This is a genomic window from Arcanobacterium hippocoleae (assembly GCF_031456295.1).
Classification (GTDB): Bacteria; Actinomycetota; Actinomycetes; order Actinomycetales; family Actinomycetaceae; genus Arcanobacterium_A; species Arcanobacterium_A hippocoleae.
The window spans coordinates 900,271-920,091 of sequence record NZ_JAVDUJ010000001.1 but is presented as its reverse complement, the minus strand read 5'-3'; the positions used below and the strand labels follow the sequence as shown (position 1 = coordinate 920,091).

Annotated in this window: 23 protein-coding genes; 7 read left to right on the top strand and 16 right to left on the bottom strand. The window is 41.6% G+C overall.

The genetic code is table 11. The features are described from left to right. Window positions 1-48: 48 nt before the first annotated feature. The 3 genes from J2S36_RS03885 (at window position 49) to J2S36_RS03875 (ending at window position 1,736) form a co-directional block, all read left to right on the top strand. Window positions 49-627: a hypothetical protein gene (locus tag J2S36_RS03885; RefSeq protein ID WP_309955761.1), complete on the top strand. Its 579-nt coding sequence runs from the start codon at window positions 49-51 to the stop codon at window positions 625-627. 94 nt (window positions 628-721) lie between these two features. After that, entirely contained in the window at window positions 722-1,324 is a 603-nt protein-coding gene (locus J2S36_RS03880; RefSeq protein ID WP_309955759.1) for a hypothetical protein, read from the top strand. Window positions 1,325-1,340: 16 nt separating this feature from the next. Further along, the gene (locus J2S36_RS03875) at window positions 1,341-1,736 is read left to right on the top strand and encodes a hypothetical protein (RefSeq protein WP_309955757.1); all 396 of its coding nucleotides are present in this window, start codon (window positions 1,341-1,343) and stop codon (window positions 1,734-1,736) included. A gap of 194 nt (window positions 1,737-1,930) precedes the next feature. Here J2S36_RS03875 and J2S36_RS03870 read toward each other — a convergent pair whose 3' ends face one another. From J2S36_RS03870 to J2S36_RS03860, 3 genes are read right to left on the bottom strand one after another with little or no spacing between them, the layout of a single operon-like run. Then, on the bottom strand, window positions 1,931-2,452 hold the full coding sequence (locus tag J2S36_RS03870; RefSeq protein ID WP_309955755.1) for a hypothetical protein: 522 nt from the start codon (window positions 2,450-2,452) through the stop codon (window positions 1,931-1,933). 45 nt (window positions 2,453-2,497) lie between these two features. Continuing rightward, on the bottom strand, window positions 2,498-3,688 hold the full coding sequence (locus tag J2S36_RS03865; RefSeq protein WP_309955751.1) for a relaxase/mobilization nuclease domain-containing protein: 1,191 nt from the start codon (window positions 3,686-3,688) through the stop codon (window positions 2,498-2,500). Then, window positions 3,675-4,067, bottom strand: coding sequence for a plasmid mobilization protein (locus J2S36_RS03860; protein WP_309955749.1), 393 nt, complete (start codon window positions 4,065-4,067; stop codon window positions 3,675-3,677). The genes J2S36_RS03865 and J2S36_RS03860 overlap by 14 nt, the downstream gene beginning before the upstream one ends. Before the next feature lie 1,168 nt (window positions 4,068-5,235). Here J2S36_RS03860 and J2S36_RS03855 point away from each other — a divergent pair. The 3 genes from J2S36_RS03855 to J2S36_RS03845 are packed head-to-tail and all read left to right on the top strand — an operon-like array spanning window position 5,236 to window position 6,339. Then, window positions 5,236-5,484, top strand: a complete 249-nt coding sequence (locus J2S36_RS03855; RefSeq protein ID WP_309955747.1) for a hypothetical protein — start codon at window positions 5,236-5,238, stop codon at window positions 5,482-5,484. A 24-nt stretch (window positions 5,485-5,508) separates the two neighbouring features. Next, the gene (locus J2S36_RS03850) at window positions 5,509-5,829 is read left to right on the top strand and encodes a hypothetical protein (protein WP_309955745.1); all 321 of its coding nucleotides are present in this window, start codon (window positions 5,509-5,511) and stop codon (window positions 5,827-5,829) included. Window positions 5,830-5,880: 51 nt separating this feature from the next. Further along, complete coding sequence (locus tag J2S36_RS03845) at window positions 5,881-6,339, top strand: hypothetical protein (protein WP_309955743.1); 459 nt, start codon at window positions 5,881-5,883, stop codon at window positions 6,337-6,339. 172 nt (window positions 6,340-6,511) lie between these two features. Here the strand turns inward: J2S36_RS03845 and J2S36_RS03840 are convergent, their stop codons facing one another. The 10 genes from J2S36_RS03840 to J2S36_RS03795 all read right to left on the bottom strand — a co-directional run bounded on the left by J2S36_RS03840 (window position 6,512) and on the right by J2S36_RS03795 (window position 13,789). Next, entirely contained in the window at window positions 6,512-7,540 is a 1,029-nt protein-coding gene (locus J2S36_RS03840) for a HipA domain-containing protein (protein WP_309955742.1), read from the bottom strand. 88 nt (window positions 7,541-7,628) lie between these two features. Further along, complete coding sequence (locus tag J2S36_RS03835; RefSeq protein ID WP_309955741.1) at window positions 7,629-7,901, bottom strand: hypothetical protein; 273 nt, start codon at window positions 7,899-7,901, stop codon at window positions 7,629-7,631. A 325-nt stretch (window positions 7,902-8,226) separates the two neighbouring features. After that, entirely contained in the window at window positions 8,227-8,448 is a 222-nt protein-coding gene (locus J2S36_RS03830; protein WP_309955738.1) for a hypothetical protein, read from the bottom strand. 6 nt (window positions 8,449-8,454) lie between these two features. Next, window positions 8,455-8,739, bottom strand: a complete 285-nt coding sequence (locus tag J2S36_RS03825; RefSeq protein ID WP_309955736.1) for a hypothetical protein — start codon at window positions 8,737-8,739, stop codon at window positions 8,455-8,457. Between the two features lie 32 nt (window positions 8,740-8,771). After that, window positions 8,772-9,104: a hypothetical protein gene (locus J2S36_RS03820; RefSeq protein ID WP_309955734.1), complete on the bottom strand. Its 333-nt coding sequence runs from the start codon at window positions 9,102-9,104 to the stop codon at window positions 8,772-8,774. A gap of 10 nt (window positions 9,105-9,114) precedes the next feature. Continuing rightward, entirely contained in the window at window positions 9,115-9,879 is a 765-nt protein-coding gene (locus tag J2S36_RS03815; protein ID WP_309955731.1) for a ParA family protein, read from the bottom strand. Between the two features lie 60 nt (window positions 9,880-9,939). Further along, complete coding sequence (locus tag J2S36_RS03810) at window positions 9,940-10,860, bottom strand: tyrosine-type recombinase/integrase (protein WP_309955729.1); 921 nt, start codon at window positions 10,858-10,860, stop codon at window positions 9,940-9,942. 425 nt (window positions 10,861-11,285) lie between these two features. Further along, window positions 11,286-12,059 carry a dihydrofolate reductase gene (locus tag J2S36_RS03805; protein ID WP_309957475.1) on the bottom strand — a complete coding sequence of 258 codons (774 nt, stop codon included), beginning with the start codon at window positions 12,057-12,059 and terminating at the stop codon, window positions 11,286-11,288. Window positions 12,060-12,189: 130 nt separating this feature from the next. Beyond that, window positions 12,190-13,005 carry a thymidylate synthase gene (locus J2S36_RS03800; protein ID WP_309955727.1) on the bottom strand — a complete coding sequence of 272 codons (816 nt, stop codon included), beginning with the start codon at window positions 13,003-13,005 and terminating at the stop codon, window positions 12,190-12,192. A gap of 61 nt (window positions 13,006-13,066) precedes the next feature. Next, window positions 13,067-13,789, bottom strand: coding sequence for an SRPBCC family protein (locus J2S36_RS03795; protein ID WP_309955725.1), 723 nt, complete (start codon window positions 13,787-13,789; stop codon window positions 13,067-13,069). A gap of 153 nt (window positions 13,790-13,942) precedes the next feature. On the opposite strand from J2S36_RS03795, the gene J2S36_RS03790 reads away from it, so the two are divergent. Continuing rightward, window positions 13,943-15,565: a GAF domain-containing sensor histidine kinase gene (locus J2S36_RS03790; protein WP_309955723.1), complete on the top strand. Its 1,623-nt coding sequence runs from the start codon at window positions 13,943-13,945 to the stop codon at window positions 15,563-15,565. 176 nt (window positions 15,566-15,741) lie between these two features. On the opposite strand, the gene J2S36_RS03785 is transcribed toward J2S36_RS03790, so the two are convergent. The 3 genes from J2S36_RS03785 to J2S36_RS03775 form a co-directional block, all read right to left on the bottom strand. After that, on the bottom strand, window positions 15,742-15,984 hold the full coding sequence (locus J2S36_RS03785) for a WhiB family transcriptional regulator (protein WP_309955721.1): 243 nt from the start codon (window positions 15,982-15,984) through the stop codon (window positions 15,742-15,744). A gap of 275 nt (window positions 15,985-16,259) precedes the next feature. After that, the gene (locus J2S36_RS03780) at window positions 16,260-18,962 is read right to left on the bottom strand and encodes an ABC transporter permease (RefSeq protein WP_309955719.1); all 2,703 of its coding nucleotides are present in this window, start codon (window positions 18,960-18,962) and stop codon (window positions 16,260-16,262) included. 9 nt (window positions 18,963-18,971) lie between these two features. Next, the gene (locus J2S36_RS03775; RefSeq protein ID WP_309955717.1) at window positions 18,972-19,745 is read right to left on the bottom strand and encodes an ATP-binding cassette domain-containing protein; all 774 of its coding nucleotides are present in this window, start codon (window positions 19,743-19,745) and stop codon (window positions 18,972-18,974) included. Window positions 19,746-19,821 lie beyond the last annotated feature (76 nt).

Sequence of the window (19,821 nt, the reverse complement as noted above, 5' to 3'; positions counted from 1 at the left end):
AACGGAAAACTTACACCAAACTTTAATAAATAGAATAGGAGAATATTGATGATAGAAAAAGAACCAGTGCAGAACATTGCCCATGATGAGGCACTCTCTCAGCAGGACTTTTCTTCTCTGGAAGAATTAGAAGCGTGGGAAGATGGTTGGCAGAAGAATAATTTTGCGCATATAAAAATACCGGCAGCCTTTTTAACTCCTCACACCATGACTGCTAAGGATGGGCGTGAGTTTGATAAAGCATTTGTTTCTTTCCCAAAAGGAACAAAAATTAATGGCGTAGATATTGGCAGTTTTTCTTGTGATGTTTTTGTGAGCGACCGTATGAAACAGCAAATGTTGAATGGTGAGGCTGTGACACTTTCTTTTAAGGGAAACGAGCCTGTATCTATTTGGATTGGGAAAAAGGATAGTGAACAGTATCCGTACAAGCAGTTTCATGTCAAGCCTTGGGATCTTGTCAAAGGAATCAAACGACAACTGGATGCTTACAAGGAAAGTAAAGTTACAGAGCGCAGTGAAGAACAGTTTAAACCTAATAGTCTTTCTTCAGCCGTGAAAGATGCTCGCAGTGCGTCTAATGCGCTTACTCAGAAAGATCAAAACAGTCAAACAGTAGATAGATAGGCAAAGTAGCATAATAATTCAATAAAAAGGCAGTCCTATTTCATTGTAATTTTAAGTGGGGCTGCCTTACTTAATACGCTTATGTGGGTGATGTATGAGAATTGAAGTTTTATACAAGAATCATTGTTATGAAGAGTTTGACTCTAATATTCACACTGCCTCAGAACCCTACAAGCAGGGGGTGAATATTTTAACTGATTGGATACTTTATCTAGACAAACTGGTGGAACGGGGAATTGTGCTTGTTGAGCATTGGCATGACGTTAAAAACAGCGTTTCTACTGTGGATATTGACGGCTTTTCTATTCCCGTTGCTCGTCGTAGTTTAGGCTCTGCTATTCTTCTTGTCGCGCCACATGAGCTGAATGAAGTTGTGTGGCTGAAAAAGGACGGTGAGAAAATCTTATGGAGAGAAGGCGAAGACCTTATCAATGGGGAACGGTTCTTCGCTATGGAACAGCTCTGCTACTCAGACAGTTCGGTAATATCCATCAACAAGCGTGCTCTTGCCGTATTTGATTATCTTACTAATGCTCACCCAGAAGAATCTAGTGAGCAGATTGCGTCGAGTATGGGTTACACTCTTTCAACTATTGAACGTATCCGTGATGCGGAAATAGCACAGATAGACCTAAATGAAACTAATACCGCCGATTTAGAAACAAACGGCGGTATTGAAGAGTATGCTTTTTCTTAGACTTAGGAAGGGAATAATGGTTATGTTGAAAAAATCTATCAAACTAGCAGCTCTACTCCTCGCTACAAGCGTTATATCTGCCTGCAATAGTAATAGTTCGAGCAACGGTTATGTAGGTGATTGGCATGCTGTAGAAGATCCCGATGGAATTCATTTTACTCTTCACCCTGATAAGACATTCGAAATTTTTGCTAAAAATGATTATTACAAGGGGGAGTATAAGATTGAAAATCAGCGACTGTGTATGTACATAAGTGCTTCACAAAACTTCTGCGGAGAGGTTAAAACCGTTGATAACATTAACATTTTAGATATGGGTGGTGGTCATCGTATGGTGCAGGGAAAGGAAAATGCTGAGAAACTACATAGCGAAGGTATTAGCAAATCGGATAGTAAAAAGAAAAAGAAATAGTATTCGATACCGACAGCGTATGTCATCTCAGTGGGATTCATTCCCTCGCGTATCTGTTACCTAAATAGAGCTGTATGTAATATGCCTACTTTGCAGCACATATCAGCTTCCTATTTAGGTAAATTTATATTGCTGTATTCCCATGCTTTTTAGTGATTGTGATACGAAATTATCTTCATTTTAGGTATTGTTTGTTACTTAAAGTTGTAGATGAGTAAGCCGACGATGAGTAGTTGCATCAGCCATGTTGTGACGGGAATAAACATACTCTGGCGACTGCTTCTTTTTAATCGTTCCGTGCGTTTTTGGGCTTGCTCTACCAATGTTTGAACATAGGTGACATATTTTTCTTGTGCTTTATTCAGATGGCTGATTGTCATTTTTTCTGCTTTTTTGTGTGCTTGACTTACACCGTTGAGTGTCAATTGTTGTGCAAATGATTCAATATCACTTATTTCCTTTTTGATGACACGGATTTCTTCAACCATCTTGTTTATGCTGCTTAACACTTGTTCCTGACGTTTTTGATATTCATACAAAAGATGTTCCATCCGGGCAGTGTCATTTCGTCCATGTGTATCATCTGTCGCAAGTTTTTCTCGTGCCTTGATAGCCTCTTTCGTTGTCTCACTCAGTGATGGTTTATTTTTAGATGTCTGTTTTTGTTCGTTATCTTGCTCATTCATGTGTGTTAATTTTTTAGAATCAACTGCCATAATTCACCCCTACGCGTTTATAGCAACATTGTAGCTATAAACTTTTTATTTCTTCTTATCCTTATTATTAAGCATCTTCTGTTGCTTTTGCTTTTGTCGTTGCTGTTGTTGGTAGCTATGTTTGCGTTCTGGTCGTCCTGAGAGTTTTATCTTGTGTGGTGTTCCTGTAAGGCTGGTTCGTAGTTCGTCTGCGCCTCGCCAGTAGGCAAGAATATATTTCTTTATCTGTTGATCGTTAGCGATTTCTGTGGGTGGTTTTGGTAAAGAAAACTGCGGTATCTTATCTATGTTTTTTCCATCTGTTTTCAGTGCTTGTAGTTGTTTACGATAAGCAAGGTATTGTTCTTTAATTGTGTTCTTATAGTCGTTTCTCATTGCTTCTAAAGTGCTAGGCGGAAGTCCGTTATCTTGTCGTAAAGCATAGGGTGCTAATTCAGCATCAAGTTTGATGACGGAGAAAGAATAGTTAGCGTTGTCTCTATCGGTTGCATACATTCGTCCGTGTCTAAACTCCGTGTCTACGCCCCAGCTTTCTAAAAGTGTACGATAATCGACAAGATCTTCTGCCTTTTTTGCTGCGATGCGAAGTAGTTCTCGCAAATTTGTTTTATAAGAAGCTATCCCTTTTTCCTCTAAATTTTTTTCAACCTGTGAGGTTTGCTTATGGTGAACTATAGAATTTATTTTCCCTTCTTGTACCTGTTTTAGATCCCATTTTGCGTCCATCTTACGGATTCTTGAAGCTCTTGCTTTTTTCGCTTTAACACCTAATCCTTCATGTAAACGTTTCCCCGTTGCAAGGTCACTGCGATTGATGACCATGTGTACGGCATAGCGATGTGTTTGATCTTCTTTGCAGTATTCGTTATGTAAAGCAAGCACGATTTGCTGATTTGGATAATAGGTTTGGATATATTCTTTCGCATAACGCATACAATCATTTGGAGATAATTTTCCACCATTAACATCGCATTCATCAGGATTAAAACCTAAAATTTGATGATACAAAATTGTATTCTTAGCTTCTTCTCCGTCCTTGCCTTTGCGTGATGCTTTATTATGACCGAACATGTCTCTGGTCTGTGACATGAATGATGTCCACTGTTTTATATTGTCGCAGGCTTCCATGTTTTGTGATTCACGAAGAAGAACCTTCTCATCATTATTAATATAGTTACGTAAATTTTTCTGATGAGATGTTCCACTTATAACGCTTCGCTGTTTAATAATCGTCATTCGGATGGCTCGTTTCTTTAAAGTGAAGATTATTTTTTTCTAACTCTTGTTGAAGATTGGTTAAGATAATGTTTCCCTTTTTTAAGAGTTTTATTTCCTCATCTAAAACTTTTTGTGCTTCCCTGATATGGAATTTTGATAACTGATATGTGTTTAAAAACTTCATGTACTGATTCAAATTTGTTCCTTGTTTTGTCAGTTCGTAAACGAACTGGCGAACAGGTTTAACATCAATCAGTTTGATGTTTGAATCATCAGAATAGATACACGTTCCACGGATAAAAGAAGAAACACTCATTCCTGATTTATGAGCTTTTTGCTCTAAAATCTTTTTCTCATTTTCACTGACACGTAATTCAAATCTATACGTTCTACTCACTATAAAAACCTATTTCTTTCTTCCACTGTTCACTAAAAACTGTTGGCAATATCGTATATGCCAAGCTGTTTTTTTATTTCGTCTTTATATAAAAGGCTCCCTAAGAGCTACACTATCTAACCCCTCGCTTGTGTCTTTATTGTAAACATTTTATGGCATCAGTTGTTATTAAAAGAACACGCGGTTGTAAAATCTTTCCTGTTATTGTGCGCTCCTGGAACAAATAGAAACGATCTACGTTAATCATTTTTTCTTTAGAATTGTTCGGGATCAATGTTGAAAAGTTTTCGTTTCTATCCAAGAAAAAATTTTCATCCTGACATCAAAATAGTGAATCACGTTCATAAAATAATGTCAGTATGATTCCCAAAACACTTATCTCATTCTTCAATAATTTCATGAGTAGTGTCGCCACTGTTCACTAAAAACTGTTGGCAATATCGTATATGCCAAGCTGTTTTTTTATTTCGTCTTTATATAAAAGGCTCCCTAAGAGCTACACAAAGCGACCCTAGCACGCCTCGCAGAGCAAGATCGAAGTGAACGTACAAATGCGGCATAGCCGCTTTTGTACGGACGCTTCGTACATCTTGCTAGTGAGTGCGTGCCTTCAGGTACGTGCGAGAGATTGCGTGGTATTTGGGTTGAGTGTCGCCACTCAGTCCAAATACCACGCAATCGGATCAGTCACCGATGAAGAAGAATGAAGTCAATGTGGAAAATGAAAAATTCTCTTGTAGCTATGTCGCCATAGTTACAAGAGAATTTTTATTTTATTTGCTTATTTCTATTTTTATGACGATTAATAAAATTTTATTTACTTGGGATGGTGAAAAATAAGCAGTGAATAGAATTAAATAAATAACTTTGATTAGCATTCAAGTTTTAATGAAATTTAAGATTTTGTTTCTGAAATTTATGCCTCATAATCTAGTTCTTCTCTTATTTAATTAGCGTATTAATTGTGTGGTATTTCCCTTGTTTCTAAACGATACTTTTTCATTAGATATATTAAATTGTTATGAATTAACAAACTAATTTGCAATAATTATTTTCTTTTTTGTTTTTCAATTTTTCTTGCTCACATTTCATATATCGAATCGATATGGAATCCGATATACTTTAATAGTTCATAGTCTTCAATATGTAAGAAAAGAAAGGTACTCATATGCCCCGCAGGAAGACGGCTTTAACGATCGCTGATATTGATATGAAGATTGAAAATGGGAAAAAACAGCTTCAATCACTTGTCCAGCAGCGGCAGGAATTAATAGAGAAAGAAAAAGGTTTGATTGCTATTGCGAGTATCTTTACTGAAGTATTCGACTGTTCGTATCAAGACATTGGTATTGAAAAATTACGTACCTATCTCAATGATCGTTATGACGAAGTGAAAGAAACAGTAATCTGTAACTAAGTATTTTAGTGGTGGAGGTTTTTCGTGAATGGGGTAAGCAAGGGTTATTGTTTTGAGATTGTTTTTGATGAAAATATAGCTATGCGATGTGGTGAATCTGTTGATGATTGGTATGGGGATGTAGCTGATATTGTTATGCCTTGGGGTGTGCAGGAAATAAGCCGTGGTGTATGGTCTCCGATCCGTGGCGTTAGGGCTGATGATCTTTCTACACACTCTTTCGCGTTGTGTGCCTTGGAAAAATCTAAGTGGTTTATGGAACGTGTAAAAGAAGTGAAAATTTTTGAAGATGGTGTGCAGACAAGTGAACTTTTAGAGGTGCTGCATCGTCACCAGTTTGTGTAGTCACTATTAGTTTAACGATTACCCATTATTGATATTGTTAAAGGTAGAGGGATGGCAATAACTCGTAAGGCTTTTAACTTTGATTTCGATATAAGCCAGCTAAAAGAGCATTACCCATCAGCTAGTCCTTTTGGATATAAGCGGGCATGGTCGGATGTTAAAACATTTATGGAATCACATGGGTTTCAACATTCACAGTATTCAGGATATGAATCTGCACAACTTTTAGACGATTTTGAAGCATATCGTATTTTTTATGGTTTGCAAGAAAAATATCCGTGGTTTTCTCAATGCGCACGAGTTGCTACTATGACCGATATTGGTAAACGCCATGATGTTCTCAGCTACCTGAAAGAGCATGAAAAGGAAAACGGTTTAGCAACGTCTCCTGCGAGAGACGAGAAAACTTCTCTTGCTGGTGAGATTAACATGGCTCGGTGTGCTGCGCAGGAACTTAATGCAGAATGTTCTTTATTTAGTCAGACTAGAGAGCACTTCACTATTCTTTAGACTCTTTTCCGTGTTTGAGGAAACATGGAAAAGAGTCTGACGCACCACGCTATTGACCTGCCCTCATAGGTGAATCGTGTGAAGGTAGAAACAGACAAGCATTGATGGACAACAGGTATTCCCGAATCAATGGATTGATAGCTCTCTGTTTCTATATCTGTTTTTAGATATATTATCTTTCTAGTTCATCATGATTAAGTACTGCATCCTTTGACAGTTGCTTTGATGCTGTACGTGCATTCTTCACTGCATTCTCTAACGATAATATGTTTTCTTTATCGAGTTGATTCTTTTGAATTTCTTTTGCTACAGGATATAGAACTTCATTTAATCTAATATGCAAAATTGATTTATAAAATTCTTTTTGTTCCAAAGGCATAACAGAAAGATTGCCATATTTTTCGGGAATACTATCAATTAAATCATCAATCTTTTGAAGATTAACTCGTTCAGCAAAGCGTAATAAAGCTAGATTACAGTCTGAATTTACTTGGCTTTTTATAAATTCAAAAGGATTGATTTTATGTGATTCATTCCTGTTATCTAAAAATTTGAAGGCACAAACAGGAGCATGATAAGCATCTTCACGAATTAAATTAACATCGTGAATGCGCCTTTCCATTTGTATAATTCCGCGTTTGTTAAAAAAGGCATTCCCATTGTCATAAACAGGAGCTAATTTTTGATTGCCAGTACTTTCGTCAATCAAAATACCCCAATTACCATTGTTGCGGTCATTATTGCCAATAAAAGCATCGACTATAAACATATCCCAAAACCATTCAGAAGCATTACCTACTTCTTGTAAATTTTCTTGTCCTGAAATAGTGTCAAGGACTTCTTCTAATAATGTTTCTGACCCTGTTCCACTAATAGATGCTAAATCGGATGGCATATAAGCATTCTTTATCTCGTTGAATGGAAATAGTCTTGCGATTTTTTGACCATTCTTGTAAGTGAAATCTTTACAAGCTACTACAACTTTTCCATTGTATTGACCTAGAAGAGTTTCATGAACAGGAATCCCTAATGTCTCATAAATTTTTGAACCTAAATATTCACTTAATGGACTAGTTGTATAAGAAAGTTGTCTCTTTTTATAGTCTCGTGTTGATTTAGGCATTTTCAACATCCAAATGTCGTTATCGTGAAAAATGGCAAATTTTACGCCAGCATCTCCACCATAAAAGATATTTCTCATTCTTTTAGATTCATTAAAATCAATGAAAGATATCATTCAACCCACCAGCCTTTAATCTCTTTTATTTTATTTTTCGACTTCTATGGGGTTAGTATACATGACGATCAAACGCCCACTCGTCATTTAAAGCCTCATCTAGCGTTGCGTAAGAGCCATATTTGTAGACAAGATTTCCATCAAAATCGATTTCAACCCCTGCCCATACATCGATAAGCTCCGCAAAGCCGAAAATAGTATCTTCACTAGCGCAATCAACAAAAAATTCAAGCGTATCCCACTGTTCTCTACCGCCCCCGCCAGCGACGATTTGCACAAAATGTACGCACTCACCAGAACGTAATTTTTGTAAAAAGTTTTCCATTTTTAATCTCCTTCTTGATCCCTGTCTTGTGTGACATTTGTTTTTGCCTGCTGGCGAGAATGTAATGAATGGCTCTAGTGGGCAGGTTGTGCAACCCGTAGGGTGGCAGTAGTGTTTTGTGTATGCACATCACATGGAAACGAAGTTGGAATGTGAATGTGTGTCACAAAACCAGCGGATGCCAACACTTGTGTTTGCGCGTTCTGCATAAGAGCCAATAATGGAATGCCAGCAGGAACAACAAAAACATTCAGAAAAATAATGCTCTGCTCAATAAGGCAGAGCATTCCGAATTAAAATATCTGTTCCTTTTCTTTAAAGAGTTTTATTTCTTATTCCAAGTTTCTTGAAGTGATTCTCTCGAAATCTTAACGATTAGAGTAGCGAAATCGATTCCGAGGATTTCCCCTTGAACAAGTAGACTTGTATTAAAATCTTCTTCAGCTTCGTACTTCTTTTGATCCTCGATATAGGCTTTGCGCTCTTTCGCGAGCTTTTCAAGGATGAGATCGAGTTCTCTAAGAGTCAAAATTTTGTCGTAGTTCATGCTGCTCTACTTTCCCTCTAATTTATCGAAGTGTTTTTCTAGCCGGTCAATAGCATGTGCTGCCTCACTCAAGCGGATAAGAAGATCAAGTTTTGCTTGAAAATCTTGTGAATCAATCACGTTTTTCACTATTTCGCTTTCGCGTTTTTGAATCGTTAAATAGTCTCTATATCGGATGAAGTTAAAAGCGTTTATAATGTCGTGGCTAACTAATTTTTGATATATTTCTTTTCTGGATGAATCAGCATTTTTATAATGGTATAGATGTGCTTTTCGAGAAATTTTTCCCATGATTTAACTCCTTTTTCTTTTCCTTAAATTTTCTAGATTAGCGGTAGCCGTGGTACATGCCCGGCTGGTAGTGATTCAAATCGTGTGCCGTTATTGTGGGCGTTTTCTATTTCCTCGACAGTGCTTTCTAAGATTCCTGCTGCCCATGCAGAAAGAGATTGCGCCTTTGCCCCTGGCTTATATTGGGCTAAATAAGCGGAGCGAATCCTGCCCATCAAATCTTTTGAAAGCCGAATCGTAAACTTAGTCTGCTGCTCGCTGGCGTAGTCAGTAGTGCTGGCTTTGCTGGCGTGGCTGGCTGTGCTGTCAATGATTGGATCTTTAACGGTGGCTTTGCTTAATAAATTAGTATTTGGAATTTTCATTACTTTTTCCTTACCTGCTTCGAATTGTTTGATATATCTGTGTAAAAGCGTTTTGTGTAATTTCATCGATAAACGGGATTGGCTGGTGGCTGGTTGCTGCGCGTGCGATCGCTTCACGTTCTGGAATAGGTGGTTTTATAATGTATTTCCCGTAATATTTTTCAAGATTTTCCAGCCAATGCTTGCGGTCTTTCCGGTCATCACGATAAGCATTGACCGCTATTCCGCTTAGCCGTAGCTGCGGATTGTAATGCGCTCTTACTTGCGCGATAGTCTCAACAATTTCAGCTACACCGTCAAAGCTGGTTTCACGCGGTGTTGTCACCACAAGTGCCTTATCGCAAGCCACAAGAGCATTAGTAGTCAACATGCCAAGAGATGGCGGGCAGTCAATGACTACATGGTCATAATCAAACCGTAGAGCGTCTACCAAGGTGCGGATGCGGCTTTCTCTGCCGAGAGAGGTATCCGTTTCGCGCGACGCAAGTAGGCGATCAGCTGGAAGAACATCAATAAACCAGTTATTTACATTCGGTTCAATAGCTTGCAAAGCTATCTCTCCAGATGCTCCTGAAGCAATGGCTGCAAGAACGTCATTTAACGTCAGACCTTGCGAATCTAACTCAATCCCTACAGTTGTAGTCGCATTCCCTTGTGGGTCTGCGTCAATTAAAAGCACTCGCTTCACACCTTCTTCAGAAAGCATTTGTGCAAGATTAGTTGCAAGCGTGGTTTTACCGACCCCGCCTTTTTGGTTGCAAATCGAAATGATCATTTTTCCTCCTAAATTACGACGCTGCCAGTAGTGCTGGCTTTGCTGGCATGGCTGGCTTGTTTATATGGCAATTGAAATGACGGTATTGCGCACCGCGTCTTTCGGTGGCTCCACATACCTTTGAGTAGTAGACACATCTGCGTGACCTAGTAGGCGTTGTACTGTGATGAGATCTCGGTCTTTTCGATAAGACTGAGTACCAAAGCGATGCCGGAGAGTATGCAAAGTCCATTTTCCAGGTAAAGCATTTGCGCCAATCTTGCTGACCCACCGGGCAGATAGATGCCCATCTTTCCCTCCTGTGAAAATCCAGCCGGTAATCGGATCTGCTTGTACAAGCAAAGCCCTGTGCATTTCAGGAACTAGCGGTAGTAGTCTTATTCGCCCGCCTTTCCCGTTAATCCTTAATGAGTAATCAAATAAGTCAGGCACAATATCATCAATATGCAGCCGAGAAATCTCATCTGCCCGTAAACCAAGATTCCCAGCCAGCCGTAAAATTAACTTTGTGCGGGGACTCTCTGCTTTTTCCAATGCTTGAATGTAAATATCTTCCGGAGTTGGTCTAGGGGGTGGAACTAACCGGCGTACTGAAGGAAGCCGTTTAGCAGGATCTTCACACTTGTATTTTTCTGCATACCATGCAAAGAAAGCACGCAAAGTAATGTAAGCACAGTGCCTGGTTTCTGCTGCCCACGTCTTTTGCCCGCAATAATCAAAAATCATTTCTTCAGTAACTTTGGCAGGTGGCAAATTAAACGCTCTGGCGAAATACCGCATTCTCCTTATTCGCGTATCTATAGTGCGTTCTGCTTTATTAGCAGCATTCAGATAGATTGCCCATAATTTTAATTCTTCTTCCCAGCCCTCTGGGACACTCATCATTTGTAATCTCATGATGTAATCATGCGGTGCAAACCGGAAAGAAAAAATATTTGCTGGCTTTGCTGGCGTGGCTGGTGCTGCCGTAGATGCTGGCATTATTTGGATGTGTAACATCTGCCCACGCCCAAACGTGCTAAATAAGCAAGTTTTATAATTAGAATAAGTGTCGTATGAAAAATAAAACCGGAGGTCGCAGGTTCAAATCCTGTCTCCGCAACTGATACAAGATCCCTGGACTCGTAAGAGTTCGGGGATTTTGCTTTTTCAAAAGCAACCGACTCATTCGGTAGGAGATCTTCAATGTCGAGATCGAGAAACGCAGCAGTTTTCACAAGGTCAGTGACCGACCAACCTGCACGTCCGGGCTAAGTGCCATAAGACCCACATTTTGGCGCTTAGCCCCGCGAAAATCACAAATAGAGACGCTCTGGGAAACTCAGATAGTAATGCGCTAAGCTCCGAAAATTGGGGACGAGCGGAATAATCGGTTTGTTGTTTGCCGGCGGAGAAAAGATTGCTCGTTATTGGATGTGCTCAAAGATATCTTGCAGCCGCGTAATCAACTGGGAAACTTGGAGTTTTCGCCCAATCTCAGCATCTTTGCCAGCTGCTTGTCGGATTTCGTTTTTGGTTTCCGTACTAGTTGCAGTATCTGCAAGAGTTGCACCACGCACAGAAGTTTCGGTGCGGAATGCGCGCCCAGCCGCCAAATCGCGCTGAGACATCCGGAAACTCTTATTTGCATAAAGCGAAAAACGATATTGGATTCCATCAGCGCTCGTATGCCATCCCCGATTTGGGGAAGCTACACACAAATCCCAGTCAAGCCCAAAATCCGGTGCATATGCGTACTGGGCAGATCCAACCTGCGCAAATTTTTTATTATTTTCCACTTGCGCCATTTCACTAGCTGAGGCGTCTCGATCAACAGCATAATCTACATCCGTTACCAGTAACACATCAGCGTATGCAAGTGTTTGTGCATAAATTTGTGCTCCACCCATCACCCACAGAATTTTGTCCGGATTTTCAGATCCGGCACGGGAAAGCAGCTTTTCCAGTTGATTCCCAACGACGGCTCCCGCTGCATGAAAATTCGGATCCCGTGTGAGAACATAATTGACCCGCTGTGGCAAAGGGCGTACCTTCGGCGGAAGCGAATCCCACGTTTTACGCCCCATCAATACCGGATTACCTGCAGTAACTTGCTTAAACAATGCCAAATCTGCTGGTAAATGCCACGGAAGTGCGCCGTTTTTTCCGATTATTCGATTGTGCCCCTGCGCCCAAATCATGCCAATCAACGTAAAAATTCTCCTAAATAAAATTATTGTGGGTGAAGCAAACCGTGCAGCACGGGAATGCGTATATCACTGGAGTTACCGCAGGAAGCAGCGCATCTTTTCGCGCGTACATGAGCAAAGCTCAGACGGCTACTGGCGCAGTTATCGCCGGATGATGCTGATATCCATGCGATGCTGCAATATCGTCCATTTCGTATTCAAAGATCGACGGAGCCCGTTTTAATTCGAGCTCTGGAAATGGGTACGGCTCGCGAGAAAGTTGCTCACGTACTTGCCCCAAATGGTTCAGATAGAGATGGCAATCGCCACCCGTCCAGATAAATTCGCCAACTTCCAGTCCGCATTGTTGCGCGATCATATGTGTGAGCAGTGAATAGGAAGCAATATTGAATGGCACCCCCAGGAACAAATCTGCTGAACGCTGATAAAGCTGGCAGGAAAGTTTTCCGTCAGCCACATAAAACTGGAAAAAGGCATGGCAGGGCATGAGTGCCATTTCGTCTAAATCTGCCACATTCCATGCCGATACGATCATGCGTCGTGAATCTGGATTAGTTTTCAAAGTATCAATAAGGCCAGCTATTTGATCAATGTGTGTACCGTCGGGTGCAGGCCAGGAACGCCACTGGTAACCGTACACTGGACCAAGTTCGCCGTCCTTATCAGCCCATTCATCCCAAATCGTGATTCCGCGTTCTTGCAGCCATTTTACGTTGGTGTCGCCACGTAAAAACCAAAGCAGCTCGCCTTTTATTGCTTTCATTGCCACAAATTTTGTGGTGATCCGCGGAAAACCCTCGGCGGCTAGATCGTAGCGTAATTGCCTGCCAAACACTGAAAGTGTACCGGTGCCGGTACGATCACCTTTTTGTGTTCCGTGATCAAGCACGTCTTGCAATAAATCTTCGTATTGCCGGTTGATTGGTTTTTTGCTCATGGGCTCATTTTAGGTGATAAATGCGGGGAATTGCTGAATCATGAGTTTAATTACTGGGGAACTATTGCTGTGCAACGAAAATCGGCAGCTTGTTTTTTGCAATCTGCATAATCAAATCATGATCAGCGCGCAAGATTTCTGGAATCAACTTGCTTGCAGCAGTCTCGATCGTTTTCCCCAAGAACGGAATTTGCGCGTTAAACTCACCGAGATATTTAATTGTGACGTGCGGGAGTTGCGATTTGTTTCGTGCACAAACATTTTGATTACCATGATGTTCCGGATTTTCTCTCGGTTCACTATCCGATATTGCAATTCCTGCGGCAGTATTGACGAAGTTTTCTTGACTCCCTGTAGAACGCGTATTTTCTGTATTTTCAATCTCAGCACATCCGGTGATTGTGAGCGGAACACCGATAATGCGTACCGCAAAATTAAGTGTTCCAGGTGTCGCAGGCTGAGGAATAGTGGAAACCTGATTCAGCTGAATCGCTGGCGGAGTGTATTTTGTGCGCACCTGTAATTGCAGCTCATCACGAAGTAGTAACTGCACTTGAGGCGGCAAATCATGACGAGCAAGTTTTAGTGCAAAGACGGTTTCGCAGATATTGCCGTCTGCATTACGATCCTGTGTGAACTGGCATCTGAGGGAAGCTGCGGAAGTGCGATCTTTTTTAATTTGTTGTAATGCCTGTATGCGAGCATCGATCAACTCTCGCGAAGCAAGAATTGCGCAAAGCTGTACGCGAGTAAGTGGAAAATGATCTGTGATTTCAATTTTCATATCTTCTATTTTGCAAAACTTTTTGTAAAATTTGCGAATGAATTTCAGCAGAAAGTAAAAGTCCCTTGCTGATGAGTGTTTTGCGCAAATAGAAAATGAGAATATTGGCAGACGGTCTTCACATCTGGACCCAAAACCGTCTAGAGTAAATACGTGCCTACATTGACGAATATTCTTGAAAGCGCCGGATACGCGCAGCAGCACACAAATGAATGGCTGCACCAACTGATCGGTGATTGGCAAGCGATTGCTGATCTTGCATTCGCGGATTTGATTTTATTCATCCCGCAAGATGATGATTTTATTGTCGGCGCACATACTCGCCCGGCAACGGCTGCAACCCTTCTTGAGCATGATGTGATTGGTGAGTATGCACGTATTTTGGGTGACGATATCTATCACGGCTTGCAGGCTGCTTATTCCACTGGGGAGATTGCGCAATTCACAAAAGATTTAGTAACTCATAAATTCGTTCCAGTAAATCTCGGTGCTCGCTTTGCGGAGCAAGATTCAGCAGCTCAGGGGATTAAAGCGGCTGATTTGCAGCATCCCGCTGTGCCCAATGCGGAGGGATACAGCAGCGATACTGAAGAAAGCGGGCAAGATCATTTCGCTGCCGATGCATTTGGCGCTGGCAGCAGAAGCAAAGTAGACGATCCGCAAAAGGAGATAATTGCACGCCCGATTGCGGTAATGCATGTTATTTCTGCCGTCTTCCCAGATCTTTCTCCAACACAGTTGCACCAAAATTATGGCGAAGTTTCAGATAATCTGCTTGCGATGATCACTACCGGAGAATTTCCAATGGAAGGTACTCCTTCCAGCTATCGCCACGGTACTCCACGAGTATCAGACGGTGTGATCAGCATGGATGCTGACGGTGAAGTGCTCTATGCAAGTCCTAATTCAGTCTCACATTTCCGGCGGCTCGGGATCGATAAACCGTTGGTCGGGCAAGTGCTTGCGCAGACTGTTTCGGAGTTGATCACTGATAATCAAGTGCCAGACGAACAATTGCCGCTTGTGTTGATGGGGCGTGCTGCATGGGTGAGTGAATTTGATTCACATGGTGTAATTATTTCGATGCGTGCGCTTCCTTTGAAATTGCGCGGAGAAAAACTTGGTGCAGTGTTATTGACTCGCGATATTACGGAATTACGCCGTCAAGAGGCGAAAATTCATTCGAAGGACGCCACGATTCGCGAAATCAACCATCGGGTGAAGAATAATTTACAGACAGTATCGGCGCTTTTACGGCTGCAGGCACGCCGTGCAACGAATAGCGAAAGCCGAGAGGCTTTGGAACAAGCGCAGCGGCGCGTTGCAATGATCGCGATCGTACATGAAGGACTTTCGCAGACAATCGATGAAGTAGTCGAATTCGATAATGTCTTTGGCTCTTTGCTGCGGATGATCCGTGATGTGGCAGTTACCGAAAATGCGGTCGAATTTGAATTTCAAGGAAGTTTTGGACGTATCCGAGCTGAGCAAGCGACGGCGCTCGCAGTTGTAGTTAATGAGTTGATTTCAAATGCGATTGAACATGGTGTGCCAAATGGGGGCAGAGTTATCTTGGAAGCCCGGCGTGATGAGGAAAAACTTGAATTGAAAGTGTTGGATAACGGTGATGGGATCGGTGATGGAAACTTAGGCAGCGGGCTTGGTACGCAGATCGTGCAAACTTTGGTACGAGCGGAATTGAATGGAACTATTGCATGGCGAAATGGTGATGACGGCGGCACAGTAGTTGTAGCAAAACTGCAGATGCGTAAATAGTTTTGGCTCCCAGCAAAGATTGGGAGCCAAAGAAAACATTTTCGATCACGTTAATCCGATATCAGACGTTGCGCAATACGTATTTATTACTGGATCGTAAATTCAGTTTTGAAAACGATCACCATACAGACGAAATTACTTGGATGCTGAAAGTTATGAGGAGCAAAATTATCTGATTACGCGCGGCGACGTGCAGTACGGCGTCTAATTGCGCGCCGTTCTTCTTCGCCCATGCCACCCCAAACACCGGCATCCTGGTTTGTATCAAGCGCCCACTTTAGGCATGTTTCCATTACAGTGCAGGTGCGGCAAATGCGCTTTGCTTGTTCCGCTTGTGCCATTGCTGGTCCGGAGCTTCCAATTGGGAAGAAAAGTTCTGGGTCTTGATCCAAGCATGCTGCTTTGTGGCGCCAATCCATCTCCGTATATCTCCTTGAGGTGCGTATCTAAAATCTATTTTTGTTGAAATTATGATACGTGATGCATTTGCGATTATTTGTGATTTAATCGCTTTCCAATTTTTTCGACTTTACTAACTTTCGCAGGTTTTTAGCGATGAGTAAAGGGGTAAAACTGTGATTATTAGCAAGGTGACTTTGTGAAAAAAAGAAACGTCTTTTGATGAAGTGTGTTATTACAACATCTTTGCACTGATGCATATAGTGAGTAGTTTTAGAACATGAATTTGATTTTGTTACTCAGATAGTTGCCGTGTTGTTTCCAGATGAATCCGCATAGTTAATCCCACGATCATGATTGAGATGAGTGCAAGAATTGCTGCATAGCTCCAAGGAAGGAGCGGGAAGAATGATTCTGTTGTCGCAGTAAGAAAATTATTTGCAATGATCGTACCGCTGATGAATCCTACGCCGATTCCGCTAAATGAGGTCAGTGCAATGAGTCCAAGTGAATTTACAATAGCTGATTTGATCAGGCGTTGCCGTGATATTCCCAGACTCGTAAAGAGACGTAATTGATATCGAGATGATTTGATCGCAGTTACAAACTTAGTTGCAAGATTTAGTAAAGCGAAAACTAGTGTAAAACTCAATAAAAGGGTGGTGAGCCTGGTTGCAATATGGTTATGCACGATTGGCATAGCTGTTTGCGTGGCAATAGCTATCCGCATTGACGGCAGCTTAGTTTGCAAATCTAGCAGGTCTTTGTAGCTTTCTGCGAAATTTGCCTTTCCTTCCGGGGTGAGCCTGATCCAATAAAAGGACTGCAAAATATCACTTGTTTGGCGCGATTGCAGGTTTGCAACTTTTTCTGTTTTTTCACCGAGCGCCAAATTTTGCAGAATCTTATGTGCGTCTGCAGGCGCGATGAGTGGTTTTTTCACATCAGCAAATTCGAGTTGAAAGTCGAGTTTTGTTTTTCTTAACGGTGTGTCTGGTATTTCGATATGAACTAGCGGGGATTTTTGGGGAGCGATCCAATTGTAACTATTGGGAAGCACGATGGTGCCTTGCGGTACTTCTATATTGGCTGACGGATTCGCATCTTGAACAAAAGTTAATAAATCCTGATCGGCTACTGAAAGTGGCACGTCATTAATTAACTGTTTTCCGTCAGCGAGCAGGTGTGCGTTAAAAGTATGAATTTGCGCAACTTTTGCAATATTGGGTTGTTGCCTGAAAAGCTGCAAAATATTCGCTTCACTGATTTGATGCGAAAATGCGGATGCTGCAGTGTCTTGCGTAAACATTACATCGTAGGGAGCAGACTTTTCGTTATTTATTTCAGCTTGGAAATCGTTTATATGTGCAGTTGTCGAAAGGGTGACCATCGCAGTAGTGATCCCGAAAATGAAAATTGCTGAAAGCTGCACTTCTTTCGTATGGAAATAATTGAGTTTTAAATAGTGACGGGGCTTTTTGAAAAAACGGTGCAAAATTATCGGGAAAATACTGATGAGGAATTTTTGAATACCAAATGCGATCAAGAGACCGGTAATTACCACCAGCGTGATATTAGTTAAGTGCGTAAGGTTTTCGATATTTGCGCCGATGCCCGCTACTTGTAGCAGATTCTCTGTGATGATGGCGAGATAATAGGTACCAAAAGAAATTACGAAACAGAAAAATAATACTTCTAATCCGGATAGTTTAATACTGATTTTTCGCATCGCTGGAAGCAGATTTTTCCGGGTCGATTTGGCTTGCTCTGATGCTGTTGATTCAGGTTTTTTGATTTTTTGTGCCTGGATATTCTCGGTGTTGTACACGTTTATATCGCTGATTTTCGGCATCCGAGATTCTCGTGAAAATGCCATGATCAGTGGCGTACTGATCATGATTGCGATAGCTAGCAGTGCATAGGTGAAAATAATTGTGCACAGATATTCTGCAATGTGCACTTGTGGGAAATTTACAATGAATGCACTGGCTGGTGTGGTTTTCAGATATGAAATTGTGATCACCGAAATTGCGCGGCCTAATGCAATTCCCAATGCTGTTGCGACTGCAGTAAACAAAAGCAGTTCACCGGTGATGAGCAGGATCAATAGGTGAGGGCGGGAACCAATACTCTCAAGAAGCTTGCCAAGCGGTTTACGCTTGATGATCATATTGCGCAGATTCATTAAAATGAGGAAGAAGCAAAGCAGTACGGGAACGTTTAGCACCCAATTAATAGATATGATGAGGTAATCGATTGCTTCTTTTTGATCTGCGTATTCCAGTTCTGAAAGTTGTGATTGCGGAATTAGCGGATGCTGGGTAATTGTGGAGATTTCGGTGATCAGAGTTTCGAGATCAAGCGCATCTTCCCCTTGAATTTCGATAAAATGATTGGCGTCAACAGCTTGCGGTGATGATCCTGGTGGTTGGAGTGCAGATAAGTCAGGTGTAAAAATCTCGAATCGGCTGGGGCTTTTTACGAAGGGGCTTCTCTGAGCGATCCCAGTGATTTTGACGGTGCTGGTTTTAATCACGTTTGATTGATCATAAACGAGCGTGATTTCATCTCCTACTTTGGTCTTGAGACTTTGTGCGGCGGCTGCACTGATGAGAATTTCGTTTGCTTTTTGGGGAATTCTTCCTGGCGAAACTACTAATGCATGAAAATAATTTGGGGTAAGTGAAAAAGCGCTGACGGAAGATGCATGGGGACCTTTGATTGCCTGCAAAGGAACAGTGCAATTTGCAGACGCATTCTTTACCCCCGGAAGTGCTGCTATCTTTGTGATTGTTTCATACAGTGGAAGCGCAGACTCAACAGCAATTGCATCTACTCCAGCCGAAGTTTTTGCAACTGAAGTTTGCAGACTTGCATTGAGAAAAGTCGGTGCCGTCACTTGTAAAAAGATGAAGATCGTCGCAATTATGAGTGCTGTGAAAGAGCTGAGATAGTAACGCCATGAACGAAGTGTGAATGCTTTGATCAAATGCAGCATCAATCCTCCTCAGGAGTTGAGTGCTTCAAGTGCGAAGAGAACGGTACGCGTGGTGGGGGATTCAATTTCGCCCACGAGCTGCGAGTCTTGCATCAAATAGGCTGTATCTGCAATTGCAGTGGCGGATGGAAGATCTGTCGAGAAAAGCACAGTGATTTGTTTTTCGCGTGCTGCAATTTGGAGGAATGAGAGTAATTGTTGTTGTTCTTGTGGCGAAATAGCAGCTACCGGATTGAATGCAAGCAATATTGGATTGCCAGTGAGAAAAGCGCGGGCAATTGCAACTTTTCGTGCTGCAAAAAGAGATAATTCTTCAGGATAAGCGGTAAGGATGTGATTCAGCTTAAAAAGTTGTGTGATACTTTCAAAGTCGTATCTTGAAATCTCTTTTTTCGCAAGTATGAATGGGAGTTCAAGATTCTCCTGTACCTGTAAATCGGGAATTAAATTATCAGATTCAAAGACGAATGAGATCAAATTGCGGCGGAAGGAAAGAATCTCATCGCGAGTAAGGGTAGTTAGATCAGTTCCTGCTACAACCACTTCTCCAGCATCAACTTTTTGCAGTCCGCCAATGATCTCTAAAAGATTGCTTTTCCCTGATCCGGAAAAACCAAAAACGGCTCCGATTTTTCCGGATGCTAATGAAAATTCTGCATTTCGGATGACGATTTTTCGCCCCTGCGCCGAAAGTATCTTTTTTGATACACCACGTAAACAAATTGCGGCTTTGGGAGATTCAATTTGCGTGATCGAGGATTGTACGTTGATAGAAGTACTCATTGTGCTGTTTTCTCTTCGATGGGGGGGGGAGTGCACTAGCTTGCAATTTGGTAGCGGCAACGAAATTGCAAACTGC